This window comes from Streptomyces sp. NPDC050619, assembly GCF_040654815.1.
Taxonomy (GTDB): Bacteria; Actinomycetota; Actinomycetes; order Streptomycetales; family Streptomycetaceae; genus Streptomyces.
This window is the reverse complement of the sequence record NZ_JBFAIR010000064.1, coordinates 17,082-38,045: the sequence shown is the minus strand read 5'-3', so window position 1 is coordinate 38,045 and position 20,964 is coordinate 17,082. Positions and strand designations below refer to the sequence as shown.

Sequence of the window (20,964 nt, the reverse complement as noted above, 5' to 3'; positions counted from 1 at the left end):
CACCGGAGATCTCGTCGCTGCGGACACGGCGGACTACTGGGTCCAGCACGTCCGCGACACCGTCCGCTTCGCCGACGGCATCCGCACCCTCACCGACCAGGGCGTCACCCGCTTCCTGGAAATCGGCCCCGACAGCACCCTCACCGCCCTCATCGAGCAGACAGCACCCGAAGACACCGTCATCGCCCCACTCCTGCGCAAGAACCGCCCCGAAGAGACAGCCACCCTCACCGCCCTCGCCCACCTCTTCACCCACGGCGCACCCGTCGACTGGCCGGCGTACTTCACCGGCACCGGCGCCCGCCTCACCGACGCCCCCACCTACCCCTTCCAACGCCAGAACTACTGGCCCGAGCCCGGCACGGTCGCCGCGCTGGCCGCCTCCGACGGCAGCCTCACCGATCCCGCCGAGGCCGAGTTCTGGGCGGCCGTGGACGACGCCGACGTAGCCGGTCTCGCCGCTCAACTGCACGTGGACACCCAGGCGTTGAACGATGTCGTGCCCGCGCTGTCGGCCTGGCGCGGCCGGCGGCGAACGCGGTCGGCCGTGGACGCGCTGCGGTTCCGGGAGACGTGGCAGGCGCTCGGGGACGCCGTGGCGGTCGGAGTGCGTGACGGCGGGCCCTGGCTGGCTGTCGTACCGGAGGGGCACGGCGAGGACGCCTGGGCGCGGTCCGTCGTGGCAGCGCTCGGGGCACGGACCTTGCTCCTGGAGACTGGGCCGGACGACGACCGGGACGGCCTCGCGCGGCGGGTGCGGGAGACCGTGGCCGGCCTCGACGACGGTCCCGGTGTCGCTGGAGTGGTGTCGCTGCTCGCCGCCACGACCGACGTACGGGACTCCGGAGTGCCCGTGTCGGTGACCGGCACGGCCACCCTCGTGCAGGCCCTTGAGGAGGCCGGGCTCGACGCCCGCGTGTGGGCGCTGACGTGTGGTGCGGTGAGTGTGCCGGACGCGGACGCCGCCGCACGTTCACTGCCCGAGCCGGGGGCCGCCGCCGTGTGGGGACTCGGGCGGGTCGTCGCGCTGGAGCATCCGGAGCGTTGGGGCGGGCTCGTCGATCTGCCCCAGGAGCCGAGCGCGCAGGCGCTGGGCCGGTTCCTGAGTGTGCTCGCGCGCACCGACGGCGAGGACCAGGTCGCCGTACGGGAGTCGGGTACGTACGGGCGACGGCTCGTCGCCGCGCCCGCCGATGAGCGGCCCGATGGCGCCGCCGGGTGGCGGCCGTCCGGCACCGTCCTCGTGACCGGTGGCACCGGCGCGCTCGGCGCGCACGTCGCGCGGTGGCTGGCCGGGAACGGTGCCGAGCGGCTGCTGCTGATGAGCCGGCGTGGCGCACAGGCGCCCGGCGCGGCGGCCCTGGAGGAGGAGCTGACGGCGCTCGGCGTCGGTGTCACCGTCGCCGCCTGCGATGTCGCCGACCGGGCGAGGGTCGCCGAAGTGCTGGCCGCGATCCCGGACGAGGCGCCGCTGACGGCCGTCGTACACACGGCCGGTGTGCTGGACGACGGGGTGCTGCACAGTCTGACGCCGGAGCGGTTCGACGCGGTGTTCCGGGCCAAGGTGGCCGCCGCCGAGGTCCTCGACGAGCTGACCCGGGACCGGGAACTGGACGCCTTCGTGCTGTTCTCGTCGCTCGCCGGCGCCGTCGGCAACCCCGGTCAGGCCAACTACGCCGCCGCGAACGCCGCGTTGGACGCGCTGGCCCGCCGACGCACCGCGGCCGGGCTGCCCGCCACGTCCCTCGCCTGGGGCGCGTGGAACGGGGCCGGCATGGCCGCCGAGGGGCGGCTCGGGCGGCACGCCTCCGCGAGCGCACTGCGACCGCCGCTCGCGCTCGCGGCCATGGCCGAGCTGATCGCGGAGAGCCGGCCCGACACCGTCGTCGCCGATCTCGCCGAAGCCGAGCTACTGGACGGGATGTTCGCGCTGCGGCACACCGCGTCCCTCACCGCGCTGCCCGGTGCCCGGCAGATCGCGGCCGCCGCCCAGCAGGCCCGGCAGGAACGTGCCGGTGCCGCGGCCGAGTTGCGCACGCGCCTGCTGGCGGCGCGTGCGGACGACCGGCTGCCGTTCGTCCTCGACGTGGTCCGTACGCATGCCGCGGCCGTGCTCGGGCATCCCGGGCCGGACGCCGTCAAGCCGGAACGGGCCTTCCAGGAGCACGGGTTCGACTCCCTCATGGCCGTCGAGCTGCGCAAGCGGCTCACCGTGGCCGTCGGTCTGCCGTTGCCGGCCACCATGGTCTTCGACCACCCGACGCCGCTCGCCCTGGCCCGGCATCTGCTGGGGGAGGTGCTCGCCGAGGGAGACGGGGCCGACGTCGTGGCCACCGCCGCCGACGCGTCCGACGAGCCGATCGCGATCATTGGCATGAGCTGCCGCTTCCCCGGTGGCGTCGACTCACCGGAGGCCTTCTGGGAGCTGATCGCCCACGGTACGGACGCCATCGGCGAGTTCCCGGCCGACCGGGGCTGGGACGTGTCGAGGCTGTACGACCCGGACGCCGACCGCGGCGGGACGACGTACTCGACACAGGGCGGATTCCTGGACGGGGCGGGCGAGTTCGACCCCGGGTTCTTCGGGATCTCGCCGCGTGAGGCGCTCGTCATGGATCCGCAGCAGCGGTTGCTACTGGAGACCGCGTGGGAGGCGGTCGAGCGCGCCGGCATCGACCCGGGCACGCTGCGCGCCAGCCGCACCGGGGCGTTCATCGGCTCCAGCTACCAGGACTACGGGCGCGGCGCCGGAGAGGGCACCGAGGGGCACATGGTCACCGGGTCCAGCCCGAGTGTGCTGTCGGGCCGGTTGTCGTACGTCCTCGGGCTCGAAGGGCCCGCCGTCACCGTCGACACCGCCTGTTCGTCCTCCCTCGTCGCCCTGCATCTGGCCTGCCAGTCGCTGCGCGGCGGCGAGAGCACCCTGGCGCTGGTCGGCGGTGCGACGGTCATGACGACGCCGGACTCGTTCGTGGCGTTCAGTAGGCAGCGGGCGCTGGCCTCCGACGGACGCTGCAAGGCGTTCGGCGACGGCGCCGACGGCATGACCCTCGGCGAGGGCGTCGGGCTGCTGCTCGTGGAGCGGCTCTCCGACGCCGTGCGCAACGGGCACCCCGTGCTCGCGGTGATCCGCGGCTCCGCCGTCAACCAGGACGGCGCCTCCAACGGCCTGACCGCGCCCAACGGCCCCTCCCAGCAGCGGGTCATCCGGCAGGCCCTCGCCAACGCCCAGGTCACCCCCGGCGACATCGACGCCGTGGAGGCGCACGGCACCGGAACCGCGCTCGGCGACCCCATCGAGGCGCAGGCGCTGGTCGCGACGTACGGCAGGGACAGGGACCCGCAGCGGCCGGTGTGGCTCGGGTCGGTGAAGTCCAACATCGGGCACGCCCAGTCCGCCGCCGGTGTCGCCGGCGTCATCAAGATGGTGCTGGCGCTGCGGCACGGCGTCCTGCCGCCCACTCTGCACGTCGACCCGCCGTCCCGGCACATCGACTGGTCCCTGGGAGTGCTCCGGCTGCTCGACGACGAGCGGCCGTGGCCCGCGACCGGCCGTCCTCGCCGGTGCGCCGTGTCCTCCTTCGGCATCAGCGGCACCAACGCGCACGCCGTACTGGAGGAGGCGCCGGCTCAGGAGCCCGCGGCCGCCGACGAGTCGACCACGGCGCCCCCGGTGACGGGCGCCCTGCCCTGGGTGCTGTCCGCCCGTGCCCACGCCGCCCTGCGCGACCAGGCCACCGCTCTCGCCGCGCATGCCACGGCACGACCGGCCGACGACCCCGCCGACACCGGCCACGCCCTCGTCACCACCCGCTCCCTGCTCGACCACCGAGCGGTCGCCCTCGGCACATCCGCCGCCGAACTCGCCGCCGGGCTGGGCGCGTTCGCCGGGCAGGAGCCCACCGCGCCCGTCGTGCACGGCGAGGCCGACGTCGATGGCCGTACCGTGTTCGTCTTCCCCGGCCAGGGCACCCAGTGGGACGGCATGGGCGCGCGGCTGCTGGACCTGTCGCCGGTGTTCGCCGAGCGCATCGCCGCCTGCGCCCTCGCCCTCGACCCGTTCGTCGACTGGTCGCTGACCGCCGTACTGCGCCAGGAGCCCGGCGCGCCGGGACTCGACCGGGTGGACGTCGTCCAGCCCGTCACCTGGGCCGTGATGGTGTCCCTGGCCGCCGTGTGGGAGGCGTACGGCGTCCGCGCGGACGCCGTGATCGGCCACTCGCAGGGCGAGATCGCCGCGGCCGTCGTCGCGGGCGCGCTGTCCCTGGAGGACGGTGCCCGTGTCGTGGCGCTGCGCAGCCAGGCCATCGGCCGTACCCTCGCCGGACGCGGCGGCATGATGTCGGTGCCGCTCCCCGTCGCCGAGGCCACCGCCCGACTCCAGCCGTGGGAGGACCGGCTGACCGTCGCCGCAATCAACGGGCCCGGCGCGGTCGTGGTCTGCGGTGACCCCGAGGCATTGGACGCCCTGCACGACGCGCTCACCGGCGACGGCGTCCGGGCCCGCAAGATCCCGGTGGACTACGCCTCGCACTCCGCGCACGTGGCCGACCTGCACGACGAACTCCTCGACGTGCTCGCCCCCGTCAGCCCCCGCGAACCGCGCATCCCCATGCTGTCCACGGTGACGGGAGAGTGGCTCGGCGACCCGGCCGCGGACGGTGGCACGGACGCCGCGTACTGGTACCGCAACCTGCGGCAGACCGTCCGCTTCGGCCCCGCCGTGGAACGCCTCCTCGCCACCCAGCACCGGGCGTTCCTCGAGATCAGCGCCCACCCGGTGCTCACCCCGGGCCTCCAGGGCGCGGTCGAGGAGGCCGCCGTCGCGGCGTACGTCGGCGGCACGCTGCGGCGCGGCGAGGACGACGCACGCCGCGTACTCGCCTCGCTCGCTCAGGCGTTCGTGCGCGGCGTGCACGTCGACTGGACCGCCGCGTACGGCGGCGGCGCGCGACGCGGGGTGGACCTGCCCACCTACCGCTTCCAGCACCAGCGGCTCTGGGTGCCGCCCGTGTCGCCCGAGGCGGTCCAGAGCGCGGCCGGCACGGAGGACGCCGCCTTCTGGAACGCCGTGGAGGAGTCCGACCTGCCGGGGCTCGCCCGCGATCTCGACGTCGCCGAGGACGCGCTGGCCGCCGTACTGCCCGGCCTCACCGCCTGGCGCAGGCGCCGCAGCGAGCAGTCCACGCTGGACGACTGGCGGTACAAGGCGCGGTGGGTGCCGCTGCCCGTGCCGTCCGGTACGGCCACCGGGCGGTGGCTCGTCATCACCGCCGACGGCGCCGACGGCAGGGATGTCGCGGACGCGCTCGCGGCTCACGGAGCCGAACCCGTGCGGCTCGTTCTCGACGACACCCACCTCGACCGCGAGGCGGTCGCCGCGCTGCTGCGGGACGCGGGCCTGGCGGCCGACGGGGAATCCGACGGCGACACGACCCGGATCGCGGGCATCGTCTCCTTGCTGGCCGAAGCCGAACAGGACTGCCCCGGCCACCCCGGCGCCGCCCTCGGCGCCGCCCTCAACGTCGTCCTCGTCCAGGCACTCGGCGACCTCGACGCGGACTGCCCGCTGTGGCTGCTGACCCGGGGCGCCGTCGCCACCGGACGCGCCGACAACGTCACCCGGCCCGTGCAGGCGCAGTCGGCGGGCATCGGCTGGACCGCGGCGCTGGAGCACCCCCGCTTCTGGGGCGGCACCGTGGACCTGCCCGACACCCTCGACGAGCGGGCCGCGCGCCGGCTCGCCGCCCTCCTCGCGGGCGGTGCGCACAGCGCCGAGGACCAGCTCGCCCTGCGCGCCTCGGGCGTGTTCGCCCGCCGCGTCGTCCGCGACCGCACCGGCGACCGGTTCGGCAGCGCCCCCAAGGGGCGCGGGGAACCGCGCGACCAGCCACGACGGCGCAGCAGCCGAACGACGGCACATCGCGGCTCCCCCAGCGGAGCGCGTGGCTGGGCCCCGCGCGGCACCGTCCTCGTCACCGGCGGCACCGGCACCCTCGGCCCCCACGTGGCCCGCTGGCTGTCCGCCCAGGGCGCCGAGCGCATCGTGCTGGTCAGCCGGCGCGGCCCCGAGGCGCCCGGCGCCACCGAACTCGTCGCCGAACTGGCCGAGTCGGGCACCGAGGTCACCGTCGCCGCCTGCGACATCACCGACCGAGCCGCCCTCGGCGCCCTCCTGGACCAGCTGCGTACCGACGGGCACACCCTGCGCACGGTGATCCACGCCGCCGCCGTCATCGAGCTGCACACCCTCGCCGACACCGACCTCGCCGCCCTCTCCCGCGTCCTGCACGCCAAGGTCGACGGCGCCCGCAACCTCGACGCGCTCCTCGCCGACGACGACCTCGACGCGTTCGTGCTGTTCTCCTCCGTCGCCGGACTGTGGGGCAGCGGCCGGCACGCCGCGTACGTCGCCGGCAACGCCCACCTGGGCGCGATCGCCGCCGAGCGCCGCGCCCGGGGCCTGAAGGCGACCTCCGTCCACTGGGGGATCTGGGCCAACGAACTCGGCGTCGGCCGCGTCGCCCCCGACCAGGTGCGCCGCACCGGCCTGGTGTTCATGAACGCCGACCTCGCGCTCGCCGGGATGCGCCGCGCGCTGGACGACGACGAGGCGGTCCTCGCCGTCGCCGACGTCGACTGGGACCGCTACTACCCCGTCTTCACCTCCGTGCGCGAGACGCGGCTGTTCGACGAAGTGCCCGAGACCCGGCGGGCCGTCGAGCCCGCCGAACGGCAACAGACCTCCGCCGACGGCGAGTTCGCGACCCGGCTGGCCGCGCTGCCGGCCGCCGAACGCGACCGGCTGCTGCTCGACACCGTGCGCGGCCAGGCCGCCGCCGTCCTCGGCCTCGCCGGGGCCGACGACCTGTCCGAGCGGCGTGCCTTCCGCGACGCCGGCTTCGACTCGGTCACCGCCGTCGACCTGCGCAACCGGATCGCCTCGGCCACCGGGCTCACCCTGCCCGCCACCCTCGTCTTCGACCACCCGACCCCTGCGGCGCTCGCCGCGTTCCTGCGCCCCCTCCTCGACGACACCGACACCGACACCGGCACCGGCACCGGCACCGGAACGGCCGGCCCCGCCGCACCCGTCGCCGTCACCGCCGACGAACCGATCGCCGTCATCGGCATGAGCTGCCGCTACCCCGGCGGCGTCGACTCGCCCGAGGCGCTGTGGGACCTCGTCATGTCCGGCACCGACGCCATCAGCGGCTTCCCCGCCGACCGCGGCTGGCCCGTCGACGCGCTGTACGACCCCGACCCGGACACCCCCGGCCGCACCTACGCCGTCCAGGGCGGATTCCTGTGCTCCGCCGCCGACTTCGACCCGGTGTTCTTCGGTATCTCGCCCCGCGAGGCCCTCACCATGGACCCGCAGCAGCGACTGCTCCTCGAGACGTCCTGGGAGGCGTTCGAGCGGGCCGGGATCGTGCCCGAGCGGATCCGCGGCAGCCGTACCGGCGCGTTCATCGGCGCCAGCTACCACGACTACCCGGCCGCCCACGGCGAGGGCGCCGACGGGCACGCCGTGACCGGCTCGCTCACCAGCGTCCTGTCCGGTCGCGTCGCCTACCTGCTCGGCCTGGAAGGCCCGGCCGTCACCCTCGACACCGCCTGCTCCTCCTCCCTCACCGCCCTGCATCTGGCCTGCCAGTCGCTGCGAGGCGGCGAGAGCGACCTCGCCCTCGCGGGCGGCGTCAGCCTCATGGCCACCCCGAACACCTTCATCGGCTTCAGCGGTCAGCGCGCCCTCGCCCCCGACGGCCGCTGCAAGGCGTACGGCGACGGCGCCGACGGCATGGCGCTCGCCGAGGGCGTCGGCATGGTCCTCGTCGAACGCCTCTCCGACGCCGTACGCAACGGGCATCCCGTGCTCGCCGTCGTCCGAGGTTCCGCCGTCAACCAGGACGGCGCCTCCAACGGCCTCACCGCCCCCAACGGCCCCGCACAGCAGCGCGTCATCCGCGCCGCCCTCGCCGGTGCCCGCCTGGAGCCGGGCGACGTGGACGCCGTCGAGGGCCACGGCACAGGTACCGCCCTCGGCGACCCGATCGAGGCACAGGCCCTGCTCGCCACGTACGGGCAGGACCGCGAAGACCCCCTGCTGCTCGGCTCGGTGAAGTCCAACATCGGGCACAGCCAGGCCGCCTCCGGCGTCGCCGGAGTCATCAAGATGGTCACGGCGCTGCGGCACGGTGTGCTGCCGCCGACTCTGCACGCCGATACGCCCTCCGCGCACGTCGACTGGTCGGCGGGTGAGGTGCGGCTGCTGACCGAGGCCACCGCGTGGCCGCAGACGGGGCGGCCGCGGCGGGCCGCCGTGTCGTCGTTCGGGATCAGCGGGACCAACGTGCACACCGTCCTCGAACAGGCCCCCGAGCCGGCCCAGCGGGTCGGCACACCCGAGGTCGAACGTCCCGCCACGCCCGAAGGCCCGGAGCCCACAGGCCCGCTCCCGGTCCTGGTCTCCGCCCGCGGCGACGACGCCCTGCGCGCCCAGGCCGCCCGCCTGCTCGCCTTCGCCGAGGAGCGGCCCGAGCTGCCGTTCGACCGCCTCGCCGCCGCCCTCGCCCTGCACCGCTCGGCCTTCGAGCGCCGCGCGGCCGTCGTCGTGCACGACCGGGACGAGCTGCTACGGGGCCTGCGCGCCGTGCGCGACGGGCAGCCCGACCCCGCCGTGGTCCACCCGGCCACGCCCGGCGCCGGACGGGGACGCGTGGCGTTCCTCTTCACCGGGCAGGGCGGCCAGCGCCTCGGCATGGGCCGTGAACTCTACGACCGCCACCCGGTGTTCGCCGACGCGCTCGACGCCGCCCTCGCCCACCTCGACACCGGACTCGACGTGCCGCTGAGGGACGTGATGTTCGCACCCGAGGGCACCCCCGAGGCCGCGCTGCTGGACCACACCGGATACACCCAGCCCGCCCTGTTCGCCTTCGAGGTCGCCCTGTTCCGCCTCGTGGAGTCCTGGGGGATCGCGCCGGACTACGTCGCCGGTCACTCCGTCGGCGAGATCGCCGCCGCCCACGCGGCCGGCGCGCTCGACCTGGCGGACGCCTGCGCCCTGGTGGCCGCCCGCGCCCGGCTCATGGCGCGGCTGCCCGAGGGCGGCGCGATGGTGTCCGTGACGGCGACCGAGGAGGAGGTGACCGGGCTGCTCGACGAGCGGGTGGCGGTCGCCGCCGTCAACGGCCCCGACGCGCTGGTCCTGTCCGGCGACGAGGACGCCGTCGAGACCGTCGCCGCCACGCTCGCCGCACGCGGTCACCGCACCCGGCGGCTGCGCGTCAGCCACGCCTTCCACTCGCCCCGCATGGACGCCGTACTGGAGGAGTTCGCCGAGGCCGCCGCCGGCCTCCACCCGGCACCGGCCGTGCTCCCGCTCGTCTCCACCCGCACCGGCGACGTCATCACCGACGACGAACTCGCCACCCCCGACCACTGGGTACGGCACCTGCGCGACACCGTGCGGTTCGCCGACGCCGTCACGACCCTCACCGGCCGTGGTGTGCGCACGTTCCTGGAGATCGGCCCGGACGCCGTCCTCAGCGGCATGGCCCGCGCCGTCCTCGACGACGACCCCTCCACCGGCGAGTCCGCGGCCGTCGTACCGCTGCTGCGCCGCGACCGTGCCGAGGCCGCGCAGCTCACCACCGCCGTCGCGGGCGCCCATGTGCACGGCGTGAGCGTGGACTGGGCGGCCTTCCTCGCCGCCGTCGGCGTCCCCGACCACCACCTCGACCTCCCCACCTACGCCTTCCAGCGGCAGCGCTACTGGCCCGAACACGGCACCGCCGCACCGGCGTCGGCCGCCGATCCGGCCGACGCCGCGTTCTGGTCCGCCGTCGAACGCGAGGACACCACCGCCCTCGCCGCACAGCTCGGCCTCGACGCGGACACCGCCGGTTCGCTCGCCCCCGCCCTCGCCGCCTGGCGCCGTCGGCGCCACGACCGGGCGCGTCTCGACACCCTGCGCCACCACGTCGTCTGGCGGCCCGCTCAGCCCGCCACGGCCACCCTCACCGGAACCTGGCTGGCGCTGCTGCCCGAGGACACGGGCGACTGCGAGTGGGCCGAGGACACCCTCGCCGCGCTCGGCACACCCGTCGTCCGGGTCACCGTCACCGGGGACCGCGCACGGACGAGCGCCCGACTCCAGGACCTGGACGGGCCGTTCACCGGCGTACTGTCCCTGCTCGCACTCGCGGGCGAGGACGCCCCCGCGCTCACCGCCACCGCCTGCCAGGCGCTCGGCGACGCCCGTCTCGACGCGCCCCTGTGGTGCGTGACCCGCGGTGCCGTCTCCGTCCTCGGCGCGGGCGAGCCCGTGCGCGACCCTGTCCAGGCCGGAGTGTGGGGACTGGGCCGGGTCGTCGCGCTCGAACACCCCGGGCGCCTCGGTGGACTGGTCGACCTGCCGGACCAGGTCGGCGCCGCCACCGCCCGCCGGCTGCGGGCCGTCCTCGCGGGCGGCGACGCCGAGACCGCCGTACGCGATTCCGGCGTCTACGTCCGCAGGCTCGTCCAGGCCCCGCGCCGCGAGACCCCGGCGTCGTCGGGCCATGGTCTCGCCGACCCGCACGGCACCGTGCTCATCACGGGCGGCACCGGAGCCCTCGGCGCCCACGCCGCGCGCCGCCTCGCCCGCGAGGGCGCCGGGCACCTGCTGCTGCTCAGCCGCCGCGGCCCCGACGCCCCCGGCGCCACCGAGCTGCACGACGAACTCACCGCCCTCGGCGCCCGGGTCACCCTGGCCGCCTGCGACGCGGCCGACCGCGACCAGCTCGCCGCCGTCCTCGCCGGTGTGCCCGCCGACGCGCCCCTGACCGCCGTGCTGCACACGGCCGGCGTCGTCGAGGACCGCGTCCTCGACGCCCTCACGCCGGACGACTTCACGGCCGTAGTGCGCGCCAAGGTCACCGCCGCGGAGAACCTCGACGCGCTCACCCGCGACCTGCCGCTGACCGCGTTCGTGCTGTACTCCTCGACGGCCGGTGTCCTCGGCGCCGCCGGACAGGGCAACTACGCGGCCGCCAACGCCCGGCTCGACGCGTTCGCCGCGCGCCGCCGCGCCGACGGTCTGCCCGCCACCTCGATCGCCTGGGGACCCTGGGCCGGAACGGGCATGGCCGCCGGGGAGGACATCGACCGCCGGTTGCGCCGCGCCGGACTCACCCCGCTCGACCCCGAACTCGGCGTCGACGCCCTGCTCGACGCGGTCGCGCACGGGGACACGACCGCCACCGTCGCCGACGTCGACTGGCCGCGCCTCGCGACCCTGCAGCCCGCCTCCGCCGCGCTCCTCACCGAACTCGCCGGGCCGGTACCGGCCGTCGAAGCGTCGGCGGAGCCGGGCGAGGACGACCTGCGGTCCCGACTGGCCGCGCTGCCCTCCGCCGAACGCGGCCGGACCCTGCTCGACCTGCTGCGCACCCGCATCGCCGCCGTCCTCGGCCACGCCGACCGGCGAACCGTCGAGGCCGACTGGACCTTCCGCGACCTGGGCTTCGACTCACTGACCACCCTCGAACTGCGCAACGGCATCGCCGCCGCCACCGGCCTGACGCTGCCCGCCTCCTTGATCTACGACCACCCCACCCCGCAGCACCTGGCCGACTTCCTCCTCGGCGAACTCCTCGGCGACACCGGTCAGTCCACGCCCGAGGCCGTGGTGCCGCGGGCCCGCGCGATCGCCGACGACCCGATCGCCGTCGTCGGCATCGGCTGCCGCTTCCCCGGCGCCGTCACCGGTCCCGACGACCTGTGGCGGCTGCTCGCCGACGGCCGCGACGCCATCGGCGCGTTCCCCGACGACCGCGGCTGGGACCTCGCCGCGCTCGCCGGCGGTGCGTCCGCCACCCGGGAGGGCGGATTCCTCGACGGCGTCGCCGACTTCGACGCCGACTTCTTCGGGATCTCCCCGCGCGAGGCCCTCGCCATGGACCCGCAGCAGCGACTTCTGCTCGAGACCTCGTGGGAGGCCCTGGAACGCGCCGGCATCGACCCCACCGGCCTGCGCGCCACACCCACCGGCGTGTTCGTCGGCACCAACGGCCAGGACTACGCCACCGTCCTGCGGCGCGGCACCACGGATGTCCAGGGCTACGCCGCCACCGGAAACACGGCCAGCGTGCTCTCCGGCCGCCTGTCCTACACCCTCGGCCTCGAAGGCCCCGCCATCACCGTCGACACCGCCTGCTCCGCCTCGCTCGTCGCCCTGCACTGGGCCGTGCGGGCGCTGCGTGACGGTGACTGCGGCCTCGCCCTGGCGGGCGGTGTGTCGGTGATGTCGGCGCCGGACGCGTTCGTCGAGTTCAGCGCCCAGGGCGGACTCGCCGCCGACGGCCGCTGCAAGGCGTTCTCCGCCGCCGCGGACGGCACTTCCTGGTCCGAGGGCGTCGGCGTCCTCGTCCTCGAACGGCTCTCCGACGCCCGCCGGCGCGGACACCATGTGCTCGGCCTGATCCGCGGCTCCGCCGTCAACCAGGACGGCGCCTCCAACGGCCTCACCGCGCCCAACGGCCCCTCCCAGCAGCGCGTCATCCGCCACGCCCTCGCCGACGCCGGGCTGCGTCCCGCCGACGTCCAGGCCGTCGAGGCGCACGGCACCGGCACGACCCTCGGCGACCCGATCGAGGCCGAGGCCCTGCTCGCCGCGTATGGACGGGACCGTGAACGGCCCCTGCTGCTGGGCACCGTGAAGTCCAACCTCGGCCACACCCAGGCCGCGGCCGGTGTCGCCGGCGTCATCAAGGTGCTCCTCGCCATGCGCCACGGCGTCCTGCCCCGCACCCTGCACGCCGAGGAACCCTCCCCGCACATCGGCTGGACGCCGGACGGCCTCGCCCTGCTCACCGAGGCGACGGAATGGCCCGACGCCCGGGGGCCGCGCCGAGCCGGTGTCTCCGCGTTCGGCATGAGCGGCACCAACGCGCACGTCATCGTGGAGCAGGCACCCGAGGAACCGGCCGCGACACAGCCGGCCAGGGACGGTACCGGAACCGGAACCGGCATCGGCATCGGCACCGGCACCGGAACCGGCATCGGCATCGGCACCGGAACGGGAGCCGGCACCGACACCGGCGCCGAGACCGATGCGACCGATGCCCCGTGGCCGTGGGTCGTCTCCGCCCGCACCGCTGCCGCCCTCGACGCCCAGCTCGACCGGCTGCGGACGGCCGACCTGAACGGGACCACCGCCGACGTGGCTCTCACCCTGGCCACCACCCGCGCCGCCCTCCCGCACCGCGCCGTCCTGCTCGCCGGACCCGACGGCACGACCGAGGTCGCGCGCGGCCGGGCCCGCGGCAGCCGTGGTCCGCTCGCCGTCCTGTTCTCCGGACAGGGCAGCCAGCGCCTCGGCATGGGACGCCGGCTCCACGCCCGCTTCCCAGTGTTCGCCGACGCCCTCGACGCCGTCCTGGCCCGGCTCGACCTGGAACTCGGCCGCCCGCTGCGCCCGCTGATGTGGGGCGACGACGCGGCCGCCCTCGACCGCACCGGCACGGCGCAGCCCGCCCTGTTCGCTGTCGAGGTGGCGCTGTTCCGGCTGCTGGAGTCCTGGGGCGTCAGCCCCGAGTACGTCGCGGGACACTCCGTCGGCGAGATCACGGCCGCCCATGTCGCGGGCGTCCTCACCCTCGACGACGCCTGTGCCCTGGTCGCGGCACGCGCCCGGCTGATGGACGCCCTGCCGACCGGCGGCGCCATGGCCGCCGTACGCGCGAGCGAGGAGGACGTACGGCCGTTGCTCGGCGACACCGTCGCCGTCGCCGCCGTCAACGCGCCCGACGCGGTGGTGCTGTCCGGCGAGGAGAGCGAACTGAACGCGGTCCTCGACCGGCTCGACGCCGCGCGGGTCACCCGGCTGCGGGTCAGCCATGCCTTCCACTCGCCCCTCATGGAGCCGATGCTCGACGAGTTCCGGGCCGTGCTCGACCGTCTCGCCTTCCACCCGCCGACCCTCACCGTCGTCTCCAACCTCACCGGACGCATGGCCACGGACGGCGAACTGGGCACGCCCAACTACTGGGTGCGGCACGTACGGGAGACCGTGCGGTTCGCCGACTGTGTGGCCGCGCTGCGGGACGCCGGCGTCGGCGCGTTCGTCGAGGCCGGACCCGAGGCCGTGCTCTGTGGCGCCGTACGTTCCCAACTCGACGACACCGTCTCCGTGGTGCCGCTGCTGCGCCGGGACGGCGACGAGGCGACCGCCGCGCCGACCGCCCTCGCCCGGCTGTACGCCGACGGTGTTCCGGTGGACTGGGCGGGCTTCTTCGCCGGTACCGGCGCCCGGCTCGTGGATCTGCCCACCTACGCCTTCCAGCACCGCCGTTACTGGCCCGAGACCGCGCCCGTGGTCCCGGCCGACCCCGTGGAGGGGGAGTTCTGGCAGGCCGTCGAGGCGTCCGACCCCGAGGCGCTGGCCGCCACCTTGGGCACCGACCTCGGTTCCGAGGCGACGGCCGCCCTGGCGACCTGGCGTCGTGGGCGCCGCACCCGGGCAGCCGCCGACGGCCTGCTCTACCGCGCCGACTGGGTGACGGTCCCGGTGCCCGAGACGTCCGCGACGGGGCGCTGGCTGCTGCTGGCCGGGGCCGGGGACGAGGCATGGGCCGAAGCCGCCGTCGCGGCTCTGGGCACCGAGCGCCTCCTGCGGATCGACCCGGAGGCCATGGCCGACCTCACCGCCGAACCGGCCGGTGTGCTGGCCCTGCCGGACGCGGTGCGCGCCCACGGTCCCGACGGGCTGCTGGTCCAGTTGGAGCGGGCGGGCGTCACGGCACCGCTGTGGTGTGTGACCCACCGGGGCGTGCAGGCCGCCGCCGCCGACCCCGCGCCGGACGTGGCGTCCGCCGCGACTTGGGGCGCCGGACGGGTCACCGCCCTGGAGACCCCCGGCCGGTGGGGCGGACTGCTCGACCTGGACACCGCTCCCGACGAGCGGCTCGGTGCCCTGCTCAGCCTCGCCGACCAGGCATCCGCCGAACGCGAACTGGCCCTGCGCGCCGACGGATTGCGGGCCCGCCGTATCGTCCGCGCCCGCACCGCCCCCGACACCGCCGACTGGGCACCGCGCGGCACCGTGCTCGTCGTCGGCACCGGCCCGATGGGCGTGGCCGTCGCACGCCGGGCCGTCCTCGGCGGCGCCGACCACGTCCTGCTCGTCGGCCGCGCGCCCGCCCCGGACACCGCCGACCGCATCCTCGCCGGCACCACGGGTGCCGCCCGGCTCACCGTCCACACCTGCGACATCGCCGACCGCACCGCCCTGACCGCACTCCTCGACAGCCCGGACGCCGCCGCGCTCACCGCCGTCGTGCATGCGGAGGAGCCCGCGGGGACCGCCCTCGACGGAGCCCTCGACGAAGCGCTGACCGCAGGGCTCGCAGGGGTGCTCGCCCTCGACGACCTCCTCGCCGACCGCGACCTGGACACCTTCGTCCTGTTCGGTTCCCTCGCCGCCACCTGGGGCGCCCGCGGCCGGGCCGCCGAGGCCGCCGCGGGTGCCGCGCTGGAGGCCGTGGCCGAACGCCGCCGGGAGCGCGGCCGGGCCGCCGTGGCCGTCGCCTGGAACGCCTGGGCCGGCACCGTCGAACCGTCCCTCGCCGGGCACCTGCGGCTCAGCGGGCTTCCCGCCCTCGACCCGGACACCGCGCTCGCCGCCCTGGACCGGGCCGTCGGACTCGGTCTGCCGGCCGTCACCGCCGCCGATGTCGACTGGGCGACGTTCGCCCCGGCGCACACCGCGAGCGGCGCATCCACCGCCCTGTTCGCCGCCCTGCCCGAGGCCCGCGACGCCCTGGCCGCCACCGACCCGGCACCCGGCGACGACCCGGCGGCACGCCTGCGCGCAGAACTCCTCGCCCTGCCCGGGACCGAACGCGCCGGCACCCTCCTCGACCTCGTCCGGGACAAGAGCGCCCTCGTCCTCGGACACGGCCACGGCACGGCCGCCGCCGACGCCATCGAGCCCGACCGGCCCTTCCGCGACCTCGGCTTCGACTCGCTGGCCGCCGTCGACCTGCGCGACCAGCTCGCCCGCGCCACCGGCCTGACGGTGCCCGCCACCGCCGTGTTCGACCACCCCACCCCGGACGAACTCGCCCGCCACCTGCTCACCGAACTCCTCGGTACCCCCCGGCAGTCCGAGCGCGAGGTCACCACCGCGGCCGTCGCGGCGACCGACGACCCGATCGTCATCGTCGGCATGAGCTGCCGCTACCCGGGCGGCGTACGGTCCCCGGAGGATCTGTGGGACATCGTCGTCGCGGGCGTCGACGCCACCGGCGACATGCCGCTCGACCGCGGCTGGGACTTCGACCGCCTGCTGTCCGCAGGCCCCGGCGGCAGCATCACCCGGCGCGGTGGATTCCTCGCCGAAGCGGCCGACTTCGACCCCGGCTTCTTCGGCATCTCGCCCCACGAGGCCCTCGTGATGGACCCGCAGCAGCGGCTCGTCCTGGAGGCCGCCTGGGAAGCACTGGAGCGGGCGGGCATCGACCCGACGGGGCTGCGCGGCGGCGACGCGGGCGTCTTCGTCGGCGGCACCAGTGGCGACTACCGGCTCCCGGACGACCTCGGCCGCTGGGAGACCGCACAGTCCGGCAGCCTCCTCTCCGGCCGCGTCGCCTACGCCCTCGGGCTGCAAGGACCCACGGTCTCCGTCGACACCGCCTGTTCCTCCTCCCTCGTGGCCCTGCACCTCGCCGTGCAGGCGCTGCGCGCGGGGGAGTGCACCGTCGCCCTGGCCGGTGGCGTGACCGTGATGTCGACGCCGGTCGCCTTCGTGGAGTTCACCGCCCAGGGCGCCCTGTCCGCCGACGGCCGGTGCAAGGCCTTCTCCGCCGACGCGGACGGCACCGGCTGGGCGGAGGGCGTCGGCATGCTCGTCGTGGAGCGGCTCTCGGACGCCCAGCGGCAGGGGCACCCGGTGCTCGCCGTCGTGCGCGGCACGGCCATCAACCAGGACGGCGCCTCCAACGGCCTCACCGCGCCCAACGGCCCCGCACAGCAGCGCGTCATCCGCCGCGCCCTGGCCAACGCCGCACTGACGCCGGCCGACGTGGACGCCGTCGAGGCGCACGGCACCGGCACCAGCCTCGGCGACCCGATCGAGGCGCAGGCCCTGTTCGCCACGTACGGCCAGGACCGCGAACGGCCGCTGCTGCTCGGCTCGGTGAAGTCCAACATCGGGCACACCCAGGCCGCCTCGGGTGTGGCGGGCGTGATCAAGACGGTGCAGGCGATGCACAGCGGTCTGCTGCCGCGCACCCTGCACGCCGACACGCCGTCCCCGCACGTCGACTGGGCCTCCGGCGCCGTACGGCTGCTGACCGAGGCCACCGACTGGCCCGACACCGGCCGGCCGCGCCGCGCGGGCGTCTCCTCCTTCGGCGCGAGCGGCACCAACGCCCACGTCGTCCTGGAGCAGGCACCCCCGGTGCCGGCCGATGAACCCGCGCCGGACGTACGGCACCCGCTGCCCGTCGTGCTCTCCGCCCGCACCCCCGCCGCCCTGCGCGACCAGGCCCGCCGTCTGCTCGACCGGATCACCGCGGACCCGCCCCCGGCCGTCACCGACCTGGCGTACGCGCTGGCCACCGGACGCGCCCTGTTCGAGCACCGTGCCGCCCTCACCGCCACCGGCCACGACGACCTCACGACGGGCCTCGCCGCCCTCGCCGCCCCGTCCGGCACGGCCGACGTCCTGGGCGTCCTACGCGCCGACGCACCGCGCCCCGGCCGTGTCGCCTTCCTCTTCCCCGGCCAGGGCAGCCAGCACCTCGGCATGGGCCGGGAGCTGTACGACACGCACCCGGCCTTCCGCGCCGCGCTGGACGAGGTGCTCGGCCACTTCGACCCGGCCGTGCGGGAGGTGATGTGGGGCGAGGACGAGACGGCTTGCGACCGTACCGGTACGGCCCAGCCCGCGCTGTTCGCCGTGGAGGTCGCGCTGTTCCGGCTGCTGGAAACCTGGGGAATCACCCCGGACTACGTCGTCGGCCACTCCGTCGGTGAGATCGCCGCCGCCCACGTCGCGGGGACCCTCACGCTCCCCGACGCCTGCCGGCTCGTCGCCGCACGGGCCCGCCTCATGGAACGGCTGCCCGAGGGCGGCGCCATGGCCGCGGTACAGGCCACCGAGGACGAGGTGCGGCCGCTGCTCACCGACCGGGTGTCACTGGCGGCCGTCAACGGCCCCGACGCCGTGGTCGTCTCCGGCGACGAGGACGAAGTGCTGCGCGTCACCGGGCACTTCGCCGACCTGGGCCGGCGCACCGGCCGCCTCCGCGTCAGCCACGCCTTCCACTCCCCGCACATGGAGCCGATGCTGGACGCCTTCCGCGCCGAGCTCACCGGCCTGACCGTCACGGCGCCCGCCCTCGCGGTCGTCTCCAACCTGACCGGGCGCCTTGCCGCCGCCGACGCCGGCTTCGGCTCGCCCGAGTACTGGGTACGGCATGTGCGCGAAACGGTCCGGTTCGCCGACGGCGTCCGCACCCTGGCGGAGCGCCAGGCGTCCGTGCTCGTGGAGCTCGGACCGGGTGGCGTGCTGCTCGGCATGGCCGGCGCAGGTCCGGCCGCGTCCGCGCTCACGGTGCCGCTGCTGCGGCGGGACCACGCCGAGGCCCAGTCGGTGCACACCGCCCTGGCCCGGCTGCGGCTCGCCGGTCTCGACGTGGACTGGGACGCGTACTTCGCCGGCACCGGGGCGCGTCACGTCGATCTGCCGACGTATCCGTTCCAGCACGAGCGGTTCTGGCCCGAACACGCCGCGCCCCGGCAGGACCGGAGGCACGCGCGGGGAGGCGACGGCGACTTCTGGACGGCCGTCGAGAAGGAGGACTTCGCCGAGCTCGGCGCCCGTCTCGACGTGGACGACGACGCTGTGGCCAAGGTGCTGCCCGCGCTGCTCGACTGGCGGCGCGGCCGCGACACCGAGGGCCGCATGGACGGCTGGCGGCACCGTGTGGTCTGGCAGCCGCTGTCCGGCCCGACGGCCCGCCGTGCCACCGGCACCTGGCTCGCGGTGCTGCCCGCGTCCGGCGCCGACGACGCCTGGACGGACGCGGTACTGGACGGGCTCGGCACGAAGGTCGTGCGGATGCGCGCCGAGAGCACGGACCGGGCCGAACTGGCCGCCCGTATACGGACGTACGGCGGCGGATTCGCCGGAGTGCTGTCGCTCCTGGCACTGGACGACCGCACCGGCGACGACGAGGCACCCGCCGGAACGGTGGGCACCGCGGCCCTCGTCCAGGCGCTCGGCGACGCGGACCTGACCGCGCCCCTGTGGTGCGTCACGCGAGGCGCGGTCTCGGTCGGGGCGGCGGACGCGACCCCTGCCCCCGAGCAGGCCGCCGTCTGGGGACTGGGCCGGGTCGCCGCCCTGGAGTACCCGGACCGCTGGGGCGGCCTCGTCGATGTGCCGGCGGCCGTGCCGGACGCCCGCGAACTCGGCGCCCTCACCGGGGTTCTCGCTGGGCAGGACGGCGAGGACCAGGTCGCCGTCCGCGGGGGCACCGTCTTCGCGGGCCGTATCGTCCCGGCACCCGGCGACAGCCGTGACGCGGACGCCGCCTGGCGGCCCTCCGGCACCACGCTGATCACCGGCGGCACCGGAGCGCTGGCCGCCCATGTAGCGCGGCGACTCGCCAAGGCCGGTGCCCCGCACCTCGTACTCGCCGGACGCCGTGGCCCCGACGCGCCGGGAGCCGGTGCGCTGCGCGAGGAGCTGACCGGCCTCGGCGCCCGCGTCACACTCGCCGCGTGCGACGTCGCCGACCGCGAGCAGCTCGGCGAACTGCTCGCCGCGATCCCGGACGACCTGCCGCTGACCGCCGTGGTGCACACCGCCGGCCTGGTCGACGACGGCGTCCTGGACCGGCTCACCCCCGCGCGGTTCGGCACGGTCTTCCGCGCCAAGGCGGCCTCCGCCCTGCTCCTCGACGAACTCACCCGGGACCGCGACCTGGAGGTGTTCGCCCTGTTCTCCTCGGCGACCGCCCTCGTCGGCAACCCCGGCCAGGCCAACTACGCCGCCGCCAACGCCGCCTTGGACGCGCTCGCCGAACGCCGCCGGGCCGAGGGACTGCCCGCCACCTCCATCGCCTGGGGCGTCTGGGGAGGCGGCGGCATGGCCGGGGGCGCCGCCGCCGAGGAGGCCATGCGACGCGTCGGCATCGAGCCCATGGACCCCGAACTCGCCGCCGAGATGCTCTGCCGGCTCGTCGCCGAATCCCACCCGACCGCCTTGGTGGCCGGTCTGGCCACGGACGCGTTCGCCTCACCCGCCGCCGGACGTCCCCGCGCCCTGCTGCGCGGCCTGCCCGGCCACGACCGCCCCCAGGGCGCCGCCTCCGAGCGGACCGCCGAACCGGCCGGCGCCCTGCGGGACCGGCTCGCCAAACTGCCCCCCGCCCGCCGTACCGAGGCCGTCCTGGACCTGGTGCTCGCGCGGGCCGCGGCCGTCCTCGGCCACCGCGACCCGGCCGCCATCGGCGCCGAACGCCTCTTCCGCGACCTCGGCGTCGACTCCCTCGGGGCGGTCGAGCTGCGCAACCAGCTCACCGCCGCCACCGGCCTGCCCCTCGCCGCCACCCTCGTCTTCGACCACCCCACCCCGCTGGCGCTCGCCCAGCACCTGACCGAACGACTCGCACCCGAGACACCCACCGCGCCCGACGAGACCCCCGAGGACACCCGGATCCGGTCGGCGCTCGCCCAACTGCCCCTGGACCGGCTGCGCGAGACCGGCCTGCTCGACGAACTCCTCGCCCTGTCCACGGACCAGGAGGCCGCCGCGCCCCCGGCGGACCCCGAACCCGACGCCGACATCGACGCCATGGCGCTCGACGACCTCGTGCGCGCCGCACTCCAGGGCCACGGAGCCGGCCCCGACGACCCCACCGACCCCCACGACTCGTACGACCCGACAGACGAGCCCGCCCAGTGACG

2 protein-coding genes and 2 pseudogenes are annotated in these 20,964 nt (G+C 75.9%); 3 read left to right on the top strand and 1 reads right to left on the bottom strand.

The window, feature by feature from the left end; all coding sequences use genetic code 11:
• Positions 1-256 (bottom strand): hypothetical protein (locus AB0I77_RS50555; RefSeq protein WP_363289774.1); only part of this gene is annotated, 256 nt, incomplete at its 3' end.
• Between AB0I77_RS50555 and AB0I77_RS50550 the strand changes: the two are divergent.
• The 3 genes and pseudogenes from AB0I77_RS50550 to AB0I77_RS50540 all read left to right on the top strand — a co-directional run.
• A pseudogene (locus tag AB0I77_RS50550) lies at positions 152-6,964 on the top strand (type I polyketide synthase); the annotation flags it as partial. The gene AB0I77_RS50555 and the pseudogene AB0I77_RS50550 overlap by 105 nt on opposite strands.
• Positions 6,965-7,132: 168 nt before the next feature.
• A pseudogene (locus tag AB0I77_RS50545) lies at positions 7,133-16,075 on the top strand (type I polyketide synthase); the annotation flags it as partial.
• A 138-nt stretch (positions 16,076-16,213) separates the two neighbouring features.
• On the top strand, positions 16,214-20,962 hold the full coding sequence (locus tag AB0I77_RS50540) for a type I polyketide synthase (RefSeq protein ID WP_363289773.1): 4,749 nt from the start codon (positions 16,214-16,216) through the stop codon (positions 20,960-20,962).
• The last annotated feature ends 2 nt before the right edge of the window (positions 20,963-20,964 follow it).

Coding starts and splice junctions, on each gene's coding strand:
- AB0I77_RS50540 (WP_363289773.1), top strand. CDS start 16,214: ATGAGCTGCCGCTACCCGGGCGGCGTACGGTCCCCGGAGGATCTGTGG.